This window comes from Mycobacterium sp. (assembly GCF_050701675.1).
Classification (GTDB): Bacteria; Actinomycetota; Actinomycetes; order Mycobacteriales; family Mycobacteriaceae; genus Mycobacterium.
Genome location: NZ_JBOGDD010000681.1, coordinates 1 through 14,327 on the forward strand (window position 1 = coordinate 1; position 14,327 = coordinate 14,327).

The window sequence follows — 14,327 nt, forward strand, 5'->3', positions numbered from 1 at the left end:
GGGTAGTAGCCGCCGACCCGGACGATGGTGCCCTCCTCGCCGATCTGCTTGGCGAGGACGTCGACGGCCTTGCCGACCGCCTCGTACTCGTCGGGCATCAGGAAGGTGTTGTACTTGTCGCCATCGACGTCGCTGTGCCACGGCGTGTACCAGGCCGGTGAGTTCCACGCCGCCTGGAACAGCACGCCGTTGTCATTGGAATCGTGCGCGAGGGTCGGCAGCGCGCCTGGGTCGTTGAGTCCGACGAAGATCGCGGTGGTCTTCTGCGTCAGCAGCTGGTTGAACTGGTTGGACTGCACCGCCGCATCGTTCTTCCCGTCGAGCACCACGCTCTTGTAGCCGAGCTGGCTGGCGGCATCCTGGTACGCCTTCGCCCACTGAACCTGATAGTCGCCTGTCGACGACCAGTTCAGCAGCGCGAACTGACCGTCGGTGTAGGCGACCGCGCCGCCCTTGTTCACGTCGCGACGTCCCACCGCGGCCAACGCGCCGCCAGCAGCCAGCGCGGCACCGCTACCCGCCAACAACTTGACGAACTGCCGTCGCCCGAGGCCGTAGGTATCGAGGCGCTCGAGCAGCGAGTCCACCACGCGGCGCTCGTCGCCGCTGCCGTCTGGAGTCATCGCCCGTCCATCCCTCGTTGATAGTGCGGGCTGAACGTAGTTCTACTTCCTGGGATGTCCGAGCGTCTTACTCGTGCTGAGCAATACCCGGCCCGCGGAATCGGACGCACCGTGATCGAAACCATTGCGCCGAAGCACACTTCACCGCGACGCTGCCCGAATGCCTGCACCCCACCTTCACTTCTCGGCGTTCGTCATGAACACCACCTCGCACATCCTGCAGGGGGTGTGGCGTGAGCCGGAGGCAGGCCAGATCAACTTCAACTCACTCGAGCACTGGGTTCAGCTTGCGAAGGTCCTCGAGCGGGGACGGTTCGACTTCATCTTCTTCGCCGACGTGATCGGGCTGTACGGGGACTACAGCGGGTCCTACGAGAAGTACGTGCAGACCGGACTACAGATCCCGAGCAATGATCCGAGCGTCATCGCGTCGGCGATCGCCTACAACACAACCGATCTGGGGATCGCGATCACCAGTTCGGTGATTCAAGAGCATCCATTCAACTTCGCCCGCAAGATATCCACGCTCGACCACGCGTCAGACGGCCGGATCGCGTGGAACATCGTCACGAACGCACTCGCCAACGGGGCCCGCAATTTCGGCTATGACGAGTTGGAAGAACACGACGAGCGCTATCACTGGGCCGACGAGTACGTTGACGTGGCCTACAAGCTGTGGGAAGGCTCGTGGGACGACGGCGCCCTTCTGCAGGACCGGGATCGCGGGCTGCACGCTGACTACCGCAAGATCCACAAGATCCACCACTCCGGAAAGCGCTACAAGGTCGAAGGACCACATCTGGTGGCTCCGTCTCCGCAGCGCACACCGGTTCTGTTTCAAGCCGGATCATCGCCCGCCGGAAGGGATTTCGCCGCGCGCAATGCCGAGGCGCAGTTCATCATCACGCCAGGACCAGAGCAGGCTCGCCTCCTCATCGACGACACCCGCCGCCGCGTGGTGGCCGCCGGTCGCGCACCTGGCGACCTCAAGTTCTTTCAAGGCTTGCACTTCGTCATCGGCAGCACCGAGGAAGAGGCGGCACGCAAGGCCGACGAACTCGACGAGTCCATCGATCTCGACGGCATGGTGGCGCATCTATCCGGTGCGGTCGGTGTCGACTTCGGTGGCCATTCGCTGGATACGCCACTCGGAGACATCACCCACACCGATGGGGTCCGCAGCATCGTGCAGTGGGTGCAGGAATCCGTGTCGGGCCGCGACGCCACGGTGCGTGATCTCGGGCTGCTGCAAGGACGGAACTCGCGAGTGGTCGGCACACCGGAGACCATCGCCGATCGACTGGATCAATGGCGCAATGCGGGAGTGGACGGCATCAACGTCGTCAACGCCACCATCCCCGGGAGTTACGAAGAGTTCGTCGACCACGTGATCCCGGTCCTGCAGGACCGGGGACTGGCCCAGCGCGAATACTCCCCCGGCACGACGCGCGCCAAGCTGTTCGGCGCCGACCTGTTGACCGACCGTCATCCTGCTGCGCGGTACCGGGGTGCGTTCACGTCGGTCGAGGTCTAACGGGACCCGTGCCCGGAGCGCGTTGACGGCCATTCGGCACGTGTCATGGCAGACGAATGAGCAACTCACGGTTACAGCACCGCAGCCACGGGTAGATGCAGTGATGGCGTGAAGCCAGTCGCGCCCAGCCCAACGCAATGAAGGATCTCCCATGGTTGAAACATTCGTGCAATCGACCGACGATGTCGTGAGCTTTCTCATAGGACAGCACAACCTAATCAAGGACATGTTCGACGACGTCTTGTCCGCATCCACCGATAAGGCTCGCCAGAAGGCGTTCGTGGATCTGCGACAACTCCTGGCAGTGCACGAAACTGCCGAGGAGATGGTGGTTCATCCGCGCGCGCGGGGGCAGCTTAGCGATGGCGACAAGGTCGTCGATGCCCGATTGAAGGAGGAGCGCGACGCCAAGACGTGGTTGCAAGAGCTGGAGAAGTTTGACATCGGCTCGAAGGAATTCCTCAGCGGGCTCGAGCGGTTTCAGCAGGCCGTCGTCGATCACGCCGACCGTGAAGAGACCGAGGAATTCCCTCAGCTACACCGTGAAGTCAGCGCCGATGACCTGAAGCGGATGGCCAGTGCCGTGCGCGCGGCCGAAGCGATCGCGCCGACGCGTCCTCACCCCGGCGTCGAGTCGGCGAAGGCCAACTATGCGGTGGGACCATTCGCATCGATGCTCGACCGCGCGCGGGACGTCATCGAGAACGCTGTGCGGTAACGCTGCTCGCAGCTGCCACCACGCTCTTCGAACGAGGTTGAACAGGCGCCGCGCGATCGCGCGGGGCCTCGGGCCGATACTCCTAGCTCGGACGTAGCAGGAACTCGACCAACACGTGGGTGCTCAACGTCGGCAGGCACAGCAGGCCCGCCCGGGCCGACAGCCCATGGGCCTTGGCGTTCGACGCGTCGGACTCGAAGGCGCCCAGCACCGCCGCCTGCGGCGACAGGCCAAGGTCGGTAGCGATGCTCATCAATCGGTCGGCAACATCCTTGTCGTACACGCACAGCGCATCGCTGAAGCCCACGATCGGGCCGCCGATCTCCTCGTTGGTGGCGAACACCAGGAAGGCGTCGTTCAACGGGCGCTCGCCACTCTCGCGAAGCACGCGCACTTCCCTTCGATCGTCGAAGCATCAAACCAGTGCTGAAGACGTCAGTGTTTACCCCATAACGGACGGCCGAACCGACGATCCAGCCCAATCATCGAAGCTGGCGCCCCCACGGGCTTGCGGAAGCGATTAGTCGGGCAGTGCCGCGACGATCTGTTCCCTGGTGAAGGGCATGGTCCGCACCCGGACGCCGATGGCGTCGCATAGGGCATTTCCGATCGCGGCGGCGACGGGCCCCTGCGCGGTCTCACCGACGCCCAGCGGCGGATTCCCGTTGCCGTCCAACAACTCCACGTCGACCGTCGGCACCTCGGAGAACCGCAGGATCGGATAGGTCTCCCAGGTGTCACTGGTGACGGTCAGGTCGTTGAAGCGCACCCGCTCCTTCAGCGCCCAACTGGTCGCCTGGATCGCACCACCCTCGATCTGGTTCTCCGCGCCATCGGGATTGATCACCAGGCCGGCGTCGACCGCGATGAACAGCCTGCGTACCCGAACCTCGTCGACGGCCTCCACCTCTGCGACGACCGCGCAGTAGGAACTGGTGTTCTTGTAGCGCGCATAGCCGATCCCGCGACCCACCGAATCAGGGGCATCCCAGTTGGCCCAGCCCGAGTTTCGCACCACCGCCTCGATCACCGCGCGCCCCCTCGGGTCGCGCAGGTGCGCGAGCCGGTACTCGACCGGGTCGCGTCCGGCAGCGCTCGCGAGATCGTCCATGAACGATTCGATCGCGAACACGTTGGCGAATCCGCCGAGAGAGCGTAACGCCGACGTCCGCAACGGCATCACGGTCAGCCGGTGGTTCACCACGCGGTAGGCGGGAAATGCGTAGCCGGGAACCGAATTACGTCCGGCGCCCCCACCGTGTGCCAGCGAGGGTTCGCCCGCGGCTTCGATCTGCTCGCCGTCGGCGCGGTCGGTCGCCGCGAGCAGTCCGACGGCACGGGTGAATCCGGGCCTGGTGACGTGCCCATTGCCCCAGATGTCGTGCCGCCACGACAGCACTGCGCCGTCGGCGTCCACATCGGCAGCGATCCGGACCACCGCGGCCGGACCGTATGGTGCCCAACCCAGCTCGTCCTGTCGGGACCACACCACCTGAACCGGTCGACCAGGCACTGCCAAGGCGAGGAGTGCCGCGTCGAGCGCAACGTCGTCGGCGCCGTTGTGGCCGTAGCAACCCGAACCCTCGACGTGCCGGACGGTGATCCGATCCTCCGTCAGCTTCAGCGCGCGAGCGAGCTCGCGGCGCAGCAGATATACGCCCTGGCTGTGGGTCCACACGTCCAATCGCGTGCCCGTGCCAAACGCGGCGAGGGCCGTGGCGGTCGAGGGACCCATCGAGGCGTGCGCGAGATATGGCCGGTGATAGGTGGATTCGTAGGTGTTGGCCACCGTTTCGGTCACTTCGGTGGCAACCGTCTCGGCAAGGACGCTCAACTCGGCAGGCGCCGAGACGAGGTAGCCGGCCAGATCGTCCTCGTCGGGCAATGTCGGGTGTTCGTGCCACGTCGCGTCCGCACGCAGACGGTCCGCGGCAGCCAGGGCGACCTCTTCGCGCTCGGCGACCACACCGAGGAAGCCCCCGTCCCGCACCACCGCGATCACCCCCGCCAGGGCCGCCGTCGGCTCGGTGTCGACCTCCAAGAGATGCGCAGCCCGGGACGGGGGCCGCACTATCCGTCCGAACACCATTGCGGGCAGCGACAGGTCGTGCGCGAACCGTGGTCGGGCAGCGAGCTTGTCCGGTAGGTCGATCCTCGGCACGCTGGCACCGACCAGCCGGTAGGCGGATTCGGGCCTTGGCTCCACTGCGCCGGTCACTGGGCAGTCGAGGAGCCCGTCGTCGGACAGTTCCCAGTACGTCGTGGTCCGTCCGTCCGGTGCCGTGATGGTGCCGTCGTCGACCGTCAGGTCTTCCGGGGACACCTGAAAGCGGGCTGCGGCGACCCCCACGTAGATCGCGCGCGCCTTGGCGCCGACTTGGCGCAGGGCGGCGCCCGAATGCTGGATCGACAGACTTCCCGCGGTGTAGCCCTCATCCGGACTGGCACCGGTGGCGGCCGCCGTCAACCGCACCCGACCGACCTCGACGTCGAGTTCCTCGGCCGCGATCTGAGCCAACGCGGTGAGCACTCCTTGCCCGAGTTCGACCTTGCCGGAACGCACTTCGACGATGCCGGTGGGCAGGATACTCAGCCAGTCCCCCAACCGTGGATTCGCCTGCAGCGAGGGCGGGATCGACCGCTCGACGTCGTGAACGGTCACCGTTTGCCGTTCCGCATCTCCGCGGCGGCCGCCAGCACGGCGCGCACGATCCGATTGTGCGCCCCGCAGCGGCAGAGATTGCGGTCCAATGCGGCGCGCACGTCCGCCTCGCTCGGATCGTCGTCGGCCGCGAGCAGCGCTGCTGCGGCGATCACGATCCCGGAGATGCAGTAACCGCACTGCGCGGCCTGCGCGTCGAGGATCGACCGGGCCACTGGATGGAGACGCTCTGGTGTGCCAAGGCCCTCGACCGTGGTCACCTCCCGGCCCGCCACCGCCCACATGGGGGTGTCACACGAATATGCGGGTTGACCGTCGAGGAGCACGAAGCACGACCCGCACAGGCCGAGACCGCAGCCGAAACGGGTGCCCTTCAATCCCAGATGATTTCGCAGCACGTACAGCAGCGCGGTATCCGGTTCGGTACTGACGCGTTCGTGCCGCCCGTTCACCACCACGGTGGCTGCTGACGGCAAGGGGTCAGTCATTTCGCCTCCATGCCTCCCATCGTCCTCCTCGGCGTCGCAGTGAGCAGCGCGGCCTTGCCTACCCCGCCCCGATCGTGGATCTTCCCACTTCACGGATGCTTTCGAAGGCCGTAAACCGGCATCAGACGGCGCGGTCCGACCGGCCGTTTACACCCGACTCGAAACGCCTCACCCTGATTTTGGGATCCCAAAGCCTGGGCCCGCCTATCGAGGGGCTTCGTCGGCACGGTCGTGGTGGCCGACGGCACGGTCGAGGACCGCCGCGGCCACGGTCGATTCGTCGCGCGCGGTTCGACGTCGAGCAAGCCGTGAGCGGGGATCTTCCTCGATACCGATCCGGTTGTGCAGCTTGGTCATCCACCTGGGTGCCCACCAGTTCCACTCGCCCATGGTGTGCATGAACGCGGGTAGCAGGACCATCCGGACCAGGGTGGCGTCGACCAGGATTGCGAGTGTCAGGCCAAGCCCGAACATTCGCATGAACGACACCTGCGCGGCGATCAGCGCCGCAAACGAGATGGACATGACCACCGCTGCCGCCGTGACGACCCGGCCAGTACGCGCGATGCCGAGCGCGACGCTCTCGTCGTTGTCGGCGCGCGTCCTCCCCGACCTCAGCCAGAACTCGCGGATGCGCGAGACGAGGAACACCTCGTAGTCCATCGATAGCCCAAAGGCGATGCAGAACAACAGGACCGGGATGTTGGCGACGAGGATTCCCGTGGCCGTCGTTCCGAGCCCACCGAGGTGACCGTCCTGGAAGATCCACACCATCGCGCCGAACGCCGCGCTGAGCGAAAGCACGTTGAGCACCAGTGCCTTCAAGGGGATCATCACGCTGCCGGTGAGCAGGAACAGCACCGCGAACATGATCACCGCGATGAGCCCGAGGACCACGGGCAACCGTGAGGTGATGGCGTCGACGCTGTCCCGGTTGACCTGTGCGGTGCCCGCGAACAATACCTGGCGTCCGCCAGGCCCTTCCACTGCATGGAGGCGATCGAGCTGGGCTCCCGAGGATTCGGAGAACAGCGGAGCGGTGCTGTGCACCGTCAGCTGCGCACTGCCGCCGACGTCCTGAACGGGCGACACCCCCGCCACCTCGGGTACCCGAGCCAGATCCATCGTGTAGCGGTCGAACTCGGCCCTGGTGAGACCGCTGCTGTCGGGCACCACGATGGTGACGGCGGCCGCGGAGTCGTCGGGGAACTGCGTGCGCATCACGTCACCGGCCTCGTGCGCCGACGCATTCTGAGGCAGTACCCGGTCGTCGGGGAACCCCCACTTCACCCCGAGGAAGGGGGTGCCGAGAAACAGCAGCAGCGCGACGACCGCCAGTCCGGCGGGAAGCGCGTGCCGCATGACCATCTTGGTCCACCGGTACAGGACGTGCTCCTCGACGCCGCCCACGAGAGGTTCAGGCCGGTTGAGGATCCGCCGGAGCAGCCCGCGAATGTCCCACGCCTGCAGCCGATCACCTAGCAACACCAGCGCTGCGGGCGTGACGAACAGGGCGGCCACTGCGGCGAACGCGACGGTCGCCACTCCGGCGTAGGCGAACGACTTGAGGAACGCCATCGGGAACAGCACCATCACGGCCATCGACAGGGCCACGATCGTGGCCGAGAAGACCACCGTGCGCCCTGCCGTCACCATGGTCTGCACCAGCGCTTCATCACGATCCGCGCCGTCGGCCAGTTCGTCGCGGTAGCGGCTGATGATCAGCAGCGTGTAGTCGATGGCCAGAGCCAAACCCATTGCCGCGCTGAGGTTCAGCGCGAAGATCGAAACATCCGCGAAGTTGGTGACACCCCGAAGCACGGCGAGCGTACCCAGGATCGCCGTGCCGCCGACGGCGAGCGGAACCGCCGCGGCAAGCACCCCGCCGAAGACCCAGACGAGTACGACGAAGCTGATCGGGATGGCCAGTGACTCCATGAGCAGCAGGTCGCGCTGCGACTGCTCGGTGATCTCGACGTTCACCGTCGCGTCACCGCCGGCGCGCACCGTGACGCCGACCCTGTCGTGGACGAATCGGTCCGACAGATCCTTCGCGTACTGCTGCGTTCCGCTTTCGTCGCCTGTGATCCCGGCGACGATCAGCCCGGACCTGCCGTCCTTGCTGATCAACGCCGCCCGCTCGGGAGCCGGCGCGGTCCACGGCGACGTCACCGACGCGATGTGTGGAGAACGTACGAGGTCGTCGACAAGTTCGATACCGGTCGCAGTCGCCGCGACGCCATCGGCCCCGTCCGGAGCGGACACGACGATCACCAGCTTCACGTCGCCCGCGTCGAACTTGTCCGTCAGCAGACTCTGCGCCTTCGACGACTGGGACGACGGGTCCTCGAATCCGCAGGCGCACAGGCTCTTCGCCACCGGCACCCCGAAGATGGCGGCGGCCACCGCCACCAGTGCCGCCATCGCGAGCATCCGCCGCGGAGCGCAGAGAGCGAGCCGTGCGATGCGCTGCAGAAGGCCCCGCCCTGGCAGAGGGGCCTCGTCGGCCGCTGTGTGTCGGGGAGCCGGTCCGCTAGAACGCTCGATACCGCAAGTCACGGGATCACCCGACCCTCCGAGAGTCGCAAATCAACGTTCGGAGACTTTTGTCACCCGTTGATGACTTGAGAACATACGCCGAGGTGGTGACCTAGTCAACAGTCGCCGACATAGAGTTCTGGGATGGAGACACCACGTCCTCGCCATGCCGCTCAGACGCGCGCTGACATCCTCTCGGCGGCCCGGCAACGCTTCGCCGCAGAAGGATACGAACGCACCACCCTGCGCGCCATCGCGGCGGACGTCGGTGTTGACGCGGCGCTGGTGACCCGCTATTTCGGCAGCAAGCAGGACCTGTTCGCAACGGCCACGGAGTTCGTAATCGACCTTCCGGATCTCGCCGCGGCAGTCCCGGACGACATCCCTGGCATGCTGCTGCCCCGGTACTTCGCGGTGTGGGAGGACAACCACGCGTTCCTGGCGCTGCTGCGGGCGGCGGGCAGCAGCCGCGTCGCAGCGGACACGCTGAACCAGACGCTCGCCACGCACGTGGCGCCGGCGTTGCACGCCGTCACCCCGGACAATCACCGACAGCGGATCGCGATGACGGACGCCTTCGTCATCGGGCTTGCCATGACCAGATCCATCCTCGCCAACCCGTCGATGACGAGCCTCAGTCGCGAAGAACTCGCCGCGTGGGCCGCACCCGTGTTCCGGCAGCTGCTCGCGGACCCGGCGCCGTCGTAGCCGCGGGACCGCGAACCGACTAACGCAAGGAGAGTCGACGCGCGCCGGGCGGTAGGTTCGCGGGTATCGGGTACTACCGGTACTGGCAACGCAGCCGGGCATGGACGATCTCGGAGGTTCGACAGTGAAGTTGGCGCTCAGCGACGACGAAGCCGCTTTCCGCGATGAGTTACGGGAGTTCTTCACCACGAAGGTCCCAGCCGACATTCGCCAGCGGGTGCGCGACGGTGAGCTGCGGTACCCCGACGACGTGGTCACGGCCCAGCGGGTCTTGAACGAACGCGGGCTGGCCGTCCCAAACTGGCCGGTGGAATGGGGTGGCAAGGACTGGTCACCGCTGCAACGCCAGATCTGGGCCGACGAGCTGCGTCTCGCGTGTGTGCCCGAACCCCTGGCGTTCAACGCCAGCATGGTCGGTCCGGTGATCGCTCGCTTCGGATCGCAGCAGCTCAAGGAGCGGTTCCTGCCGGCGACCGCCAACCTCGACATCTGGTGGTGCCAGGGCTTCTCCGAACCGGAGGCCGGATCGGACCTGGCATCGCTACGCACCACCGCGGTCCGCGACGGCGATTCCTACGTGATCAACGGGCAGAAGACGTGGACCACGCTGGGTCAGCACGCGGATTGGATCTTCCTGCTCGCGCGTACCGACCCGAATGCCCCCAAGCGTCAAGCCGGCATCTCGTTCCTGCTGGCCGAGATGTCGACGCCGGGCATCACGCTGCGCCCCATCAAGCTGATCGACGGTGGTTACGAGGTCAACGAGGTCTTCTTCGAAGACGTCCGCGTCCCCGCCGATCAACTGGTGGGCGAGGAGAACAGCGGCTGGACCTACGCCAAGTTCCTGTTGAGCAACGAGCGCACCGGCATCGCCAGGATCGGTACCACCAAGGTCTGGCTGTCGCAGGTCAAGGAACACGCCGCGAACACGGCGACCGAACGGGGAACGCTTCTCGAGGACCCGCTGTTCGCCGCCCGCGTAGCCGAAGCGGAGAACGAACTACTTGCCCTTGAACTCACGCAGCTGCGGGTCAGTGGTTCCGAGGCAGACGGCAAGCCCAACCCGGCCTCCTCGATCCTGAAATTGAAGGGCAGCCAGCTTCAGCAGACGGTCACCGAGCTTCTGGTCGACGTCGCGGGCCCCGACGCGTTGCCGTTCGATGCCGGTGGCGACATCGGCTCGCCGCCATGGGCGCAGCTCGCCGCGCCGAAGTACCTCAACTATCGCAAGACCTCGATCTACGGCGGCACCAACGAAGTGCAACGCACCATCGTCGCCTCGACCATTCTCGGATTGTGAGGACGCCATGGACTTCGACCTGAGTGACGAACAGAGCCTGCTGCGTGACGTCACCCGCGAGGTGCTCACGGGCACGTACGACGTCGAGACCCGCCTCAATGTCACGGACACCGATCTCGGCTGGAGTCGTGACGTCTGGTCGCAGCTGGCCGAGATCGGCATCCTGGGCCTCGGTTTCGATCCGGAAGAGGCCGGCCAGATCGAGCTGATGGTCGTGCTCACCGAGATCGGGCGGCGTCTCGCACCCGAGCCCGTCGCGCAGGCGGCGCTGATCCCCGGCGGTTTGATCGCCGAACTCGGCGACGACGAACAGCGGCGGTTGCTCGACGACGTCGCGGGAGGCGCGACGTTGCTTGCGTTGGCACATCAGGAGCCAGGTATGCGTGGGGTGTCGACGCGCGTCGCCACACGTGCTGAGCGACAAGGTGATTCGTGGACGGTCACCGGCATCAAGAACCCGGTGCTCTCCGGTGACTGCGCGGACGTGTTCGTCGTGAGTGCGGCACCGACCCCCCAGGGCGAGCGAAGCGACGGGAGTACCGATGGCGGAGTTGGGCTGTTCCTGGTACGGGCCGATGCCGTGAGTCGGCGCCCCTTCCGGACGTTCGATGGGCAGCGCGCCGCACAGTTGACGCTGGACTCGGTCGCGGCGCAGCCGCTGGGCACCGGCGGCGACGCCGCGACTCATCTGCAGAACGCACTGATCCGCCACCAGTCGGCGCTGTGCGCCGAAGCGGTCGGCGCCATGGAGGAGGCACTTCGGCTGACCACCGAATACCTCAGGAGTCGCAAGCAATTCGGCGTGCCGCTCAGTAACTTCCAGACGCTGACCCAGCGTGCCGCCGACATGTACGTCTCAATGGAACTGGCGCGCAGCATGAACTTCTACGCCGCCATGTCGATCGCCGACGGGATCTTCGACCCCGTCGTCGCCGCCAGGGCCAAGCTCCAAATCAGCCGATCGGGTCGCCACATCGCCCAGGAGGCGATCCAACTTCACGGCGGTATCGGCGTCACCGCCGAGTATCCGGTGGGTCACTACGCCGCCCGGCTCACCGCGATCGACCAGACGCTGGGCTCGGCCGACGATCAGCTGCACACGCTCGTCGATGTCCTCGGGTCCTACGGGACCGTCTCTTTGTAGGCCGCCGACCGGGCTTGACTAGGAAGGTTATATTGTCCTGACAAAGTCGCCAGGGCGAGATTCGCCGACCGGTGCACCAGGGAGGCATCGTGAGAATCGGGCTTGTGGGTTACGGAGTCGGCGGTCGCTATTTCCACGCGCCGTTCATCCTGGCGGCCGACGGATGTGAACTGGTCGGCGTGGTCACGCGATCGCCGCAGCGGGTGGCTGAGGCGAATCGGGATCTCCCCGTCGTGCCGGTGTTCGGGTCGCTCGGCGATCTTCTGGATGCGGGCGTTGACGCGGTCACGATCACCACGCCGCCGCAGACCCGGCGTGAACTCGTGTTGGAGGCGATCGGGCGTGGCGTCCACGTCATTGCCGACAAGCCCTTCGCCCCCACCGCTGGCGCCGGCCGGGACCTCGTCGACGCAGCCGAAGCGGCCGGAGTCCTGTTGAGCGTGTTCCACAATCGTCGCTGGGACACCGACATCACCACGCTTCGCGGGGTTCTCGACGCCGGCAAGCTGGGCGACGTCTGGCGACTGGATTCGCGATTCGATCTGGATCAGCCGCAGACCCTGGAGGCCGGGCCCGACGGCGGACTCCTGCGGGATCTGGGCAGCCATCTGGTGGACCAGGCGTTGTGGTTGCTCGGACCGGCGCGGCTGGTGTCGGCGAATCTGGACTGGGTGGAACTCTCCGAAGGTCGCACGGACGCCGGCTTCGTCATCACCATCACCCATGCGACCGGTGCCCACTCGCACATCTCGTCAAGCAAGCTGAATCGACTCGAGTCCAGGGAACTGCGAGTGTTCGGCTCGCTCGGCAGTTACGTCTCATCGCAGACCGACGTGCAGGCGCAGGCCATCTTCGCAGGGGCACGCCCGCTCGACGACCTGGCCGGCTGGGGTTACGAGGCGCCGGAGCGCTGGGGCACGCTGTCGACCGCCGACGGGACCGAACGGGTGCCGTCGGCGCAGGGCTCGTACGCGGACTACTACGCCCGCTTCGCCGCGGCGGTGTCCGGTACCGGTCCTCAACCGGTACCCGGAGCCGAGGCGGTGGGCACGCTTGCCGTTCTGGATGCCGCGCGGGTCAGTGCCGCCGACGGCACCACCGTCGCGGTCTAGGTGACGGCGCGGGATCGATCGCGGTGGTCCGGCCGCGCTACCTGCCGGTGCGCTCGCGGTGCTTGCACCCTGGCCAACAGCAGGGCCGACGCTGCCCCTCCTCGAGTTCTTCCTGAGTGCGGCGGATCCGGCGCTTTCGCGTCGCCTCCTGCTTGGCGTCCTCGACCCAGCAGATGAACTCGTTGCGCGCCAAGGGCGTGATGTCCTTCCACGCCGCCAGCGCCGTGCCGTTGGCGAGCAACTCCCCACGCAGGTCCGAGGGCAACTCGTGCACGACGCCGCCAGGCACTTGCTCGCTGCTCATGACGTCACGGTAATCCAGTCCGCTCCGTCAACGTCGGGCGACTCGAACGAAATTGGACCGCCAGGCGCAAACTCGGGACAAGATCGGTGGATGCGCTTCGGCACCTTCATGGCTCCCTTCCACCCGCCCGGGCAGAACCCGACGCTCGCCATCGAGCGGGACCTCGACCTGATCGTGGCGATGGACCGCCTCGGATTCGACGAGGCGTGGATAGGCGAGCACCACTCGGCCGGTTTCGAGATCATCGCGTCTCCCGAGGTCGTCATCGGCGTCGCCGCGGAACGCACCAAACACATCAAACTGGGGACGGGCGTCAGCTCACTGCCGTATCACAATCCCTTGCTGCTGGCGGATCGCATGGTGCTGCTCGATCACCTCACCCGCGGCCGCGCCATGCTCGGCTGCGGCCCAGGCCAGCTCACGTCGGACGCACACATGCTCGGCATCCCCGCCGACGAGCAACGGCCGCGCATGGAGCAGTGCCTCGACGCGATCATGCGCCTGCTACGCGGCGAGACCGTCACCATGCACACCGACGGGTTCACCCTGCAGGACGCACGCCTGCAGCTAAAGCCGTACAGCGACCCGTGTTTCGACGTCGCGGTTGCGGCATCCTTCTCCCCCACCGGGCCGCGCGGTGCGGGCAAGCACGGCATCGGCATGTTGTCGATCGCAGCCACCGCGAAGCAGGGCATGGACCTCCTCGCCCAACACTGGGCGACGTGGGAGGAGGTCGCACTCGAGCACGGCCACGTCGCCGATCGCTCGAAGTGGCGGCTCGTCGGCCCGATGCACCTCGCCGACACCCGCGAGCAGGCCGAGCGCGACGTCGAGCACGGCATCGCCGAGTTCTCGCGCTACTTCGCGCACATCCTTCCCGCGGGCCCGGTGCAGGGTGACACCCCGGCCGAGATCATCGCCAACAACCGCGAGTCCGGCTTCGCGGTGATCGGCACGCCGGAGGACGCGGTGGCCAAGATCTCCGAGCTCGTCGAGGCAAGCAACGGCGGCTTCGGCGCATTCCTTCTCTTCGATCACGACTGGGCCCCGCCCGCCGCGAAGTCGCACAGTTACGAGCTCTTCGCGCAATACGTGATGCCGCATTTCACCGGTCAGGTCTCGGGACCGGAAGCATCGTATGAGTGGGTCGTCGGCAGCGGCACCGAGTTCGTCGACCAGGCTGCGCGTGCGATCGG

General features: G+C 66.4%; 12 protein-coding genes and 1 pseudogene. 7 read left to right on the forward strand and 6 right to left on the reverse strand.

All coding sequences use genetic code 11. The features are described from left to right. The coding region (locus ACRDUX_RS20875; protein ID WP_526416063.1) for a sugar ABC transporter substrate-binding protein at positions 1 to 623 on the reverse strand (623 nt) is incomplete at its 3' end. A 160-nt stretch (positions 624 to 783) separates the two neighbouring features. On the opposite strand from ACRDUX_RS20875, the gene ACRDUX_RS20880 reads away from it, so the two are divergent. After that, positions 784 to 2,157 (forward strand): LLM class flavin-dependent oxidoreductase, encoded by a 1,374-nt coding sequence (locus ACRDUX_RS20880; RefSeq protein WP_526416064.1) that lies wholly within the window; start codon positions 784 to 786, stop codon positions 2,155 to 2,157. A 151-nt stretch (positions 2,158 to 2,308) separates the two neighbouring features. Next, positions 2,309 to 2,875 carry a hemerythrin domain-containing protein gene (locus tag ACRDUX_RS20885; RefSeq protein ID WP_526416066.1) on the forward strand — a complete coding sequence of 189 codons (567 nt, stop codon included), beginning with the start codon at positions 2,309 to 2,311 and terminating at the stop codon, positions 2,873 to 2,875. An 82-nt stretch (positions 2,876 to 2,957) separates the two neighbouring features. On the opposite strand, the pseudogene ACRDUX_RS20890 reads toward ACRDUX_RS20885, so the two are convergent. From ACRDUX_RS20890 to ACRDUX_RS20905, 4 genes and pseudogenes are all read right to left on the reverse strand, one after another. Beyond that, positions 2,958 to 3,284, reverse strand: a pseudogene (locus tag ACRDUX_RS20890) (peptidase M42); the annotation flags it as partial. A 111-nt stretch (positions 3,285 to 3,395) separates the two neighbouring features. After that, positions 3,396 to 5,537 carry a xanthine dehydrogenase family protein molybdopterin-binding subunit gene (locus tag ACRDUX_RS20895; protein ID WP_526416068.1) on the reverse strand — a complete coding sequence of 714 codons (2,142 nt, stop codon included), beginning with the start codon at positions 5,535 to 5,537 and terminating at the stop codon, positions 3,396 to 3,398. After that, a complete protein-coding gene (locus ACRDUX_RS20900; RefSeq protein WP_526416070.1) occupies positions 5,534 to 6,025 on the reverse strand; it encodes a (2Fe-2S)-binding protein in 492 nt (163 codons plus the stop codon). The genes ACRDUX_RS20895 and ACRDUX_RS20900 overlap by 4 nt, the downstream gene beginning before the upstream one ends. 204 nt (positions 6,026 to 6,229) lie before the next feature. Then, complete coding sequence (locus ACRDUX_RS20905) at positions 6,230 to 8,449, reverse strand: MMPL family transporter (RefSeq protein ID WP_526416072.1); 2,220 nt, start codon at positions 8,447 to 8,449, stop codon at positions 6,230 to 6,232. A gap of 258 nt (positions 8,450 to 8,707) precedes the next feature. Here ACRDUX_RS20905 and ACRDUX_RS20910 point away from each other — a divergent pair, with 258 nt between their 5' ends. The 4 genes from ACRDUX_RS20910 (at position 8,708) to ACRDUX_RS20925 (ending at position 12,827) form a co-directional block, all read left to right on the forward strand. After that, a complete protein-coding gene (locus ACRDUX_RS20910) occupies positions 8,708 to 9,271 on the forward strand; it encodes a TetR/AcrR family transcriptional regulator (RefSeq protein ID WP_526416074.1) in 564 nt (187 codons plus the stop codon). 124 nt (positions 9,272 to 9,395) lie between these two features. After that, positions 9,396 to 10,571, forward strand: a complete 1,176-nt coding sequence (locus ACRDUX_RS20915) for an acyl-CoA dehydrogenase family protein (protein ID WP_526416084.1) — start codon at positions 9,396 to 9,398, stop codon at positions 10,569 to 10,571. Positions 10,572 to 10,578: 7 nt separating this feature from the next. Beyond that, positions 10,579 to 11,715 (forward strand): acyl-CoA dehydrogenase family protein, encoded by a 1,137-nt coding sequence (locus ACRDUX_RS20920; protein WP_526416076.1) that lies wholly within the window; start codon positions 10,579 to 10,581, stop codon positions 11,713 to 11,715. An 89-nt stretch (positions 11,716 to 11,804) separates the two neighbouring features. Then, complete coding sequence (locus tag ACRDUX_RS20925; protein WP_526416078.1) at positions 11,805 to 12,827, forward strand: Gfo/Idh/MocA family protein; 1,023 nt, start codon at positions 11,805 to 11,807, stop codon at positions 12,825 to 12,827. A 37-nt stretch (positions 12,828 to 12,864) separates the two neighbouring features. Here the strand turns inward: ACRDUX_RS20925 and ACRDUX_RS20930 are convergent, their stop codons facing one another. Further along, a complete protein-coding gene (locus ACRDUX_RS20930) occupies positions 12,865 to 13,131 on the reverse strand; it encodes a YdeI/OmpD-associated family protein (protein WP_526416080.1) in 267 nt (88 codons plus the stop codon). 90 nt (positions 13,132 to 13,221) lie between these two features. Between ACRDUX_RS20930 and ACRDUX_RS20935 the strand changes: the two genes are divergently transcribed. Next, positions 13,222 to 14,327 (forward strand): LLM class flavin-dependent oxidoreductase (locus ACRDUX_RS20935; RefSeq protein WP_526416082.1); only part of this gene is annotated, 1,106 nt, incomplete at its 3' end.

Coding starts and splice junctions, on each gene's coding strand:
- ACRDUX_RS20880 (WP_526416064.1), top strand. CDS start 784: ATGCCTGCACCCCACCTTCACTTCTCGGCGTTCGTCATGAACACCACC.
- ACRDUX_RS20885 (WP_526416066.1), top strand. CDS start 2,309: ATGGTTGAAACATTCGTGCAATCGACCGACGATGTCGTGAGCTTTCTC.
- ACRDUX_RS20900 (WP_526416070.1), bottom strand. CDS start 6,025: ATGACTGACCCCTTGCCGTCAGCAGCCACCGTGGTGGTGAACGGGCGG.
- ACRDUX_RS20905 (WP_526416072.1), bottom strand. CDS start 8,449: ATGGCGGCACTGGTGGCGGTGGCCGCCGCCATCTTCGGGGTGCCGGTG.
- ACRDUX_RS20910 (WP_526416074.1), top strand. CDS start 8,708: ATGGAGACACCACGTCCTCGCCATGCCGCTCAGACGCGCGCTGACATC.
- ACRDUX_RS20920 (WP_526416076.1), top strand. CDS start 10,579: ATGGACTTCGACCTGAGTGACGAACAGAGCCTGCTGCGTGACGTCACC.
- ACRDUX_RS20930 (WP_526416080.1), bottom strand. CDS start 13,131: ATGAGCAGCGAGCAAGTGCCTGGCGGCGTCGTGCACGAGTTGCCCTCG.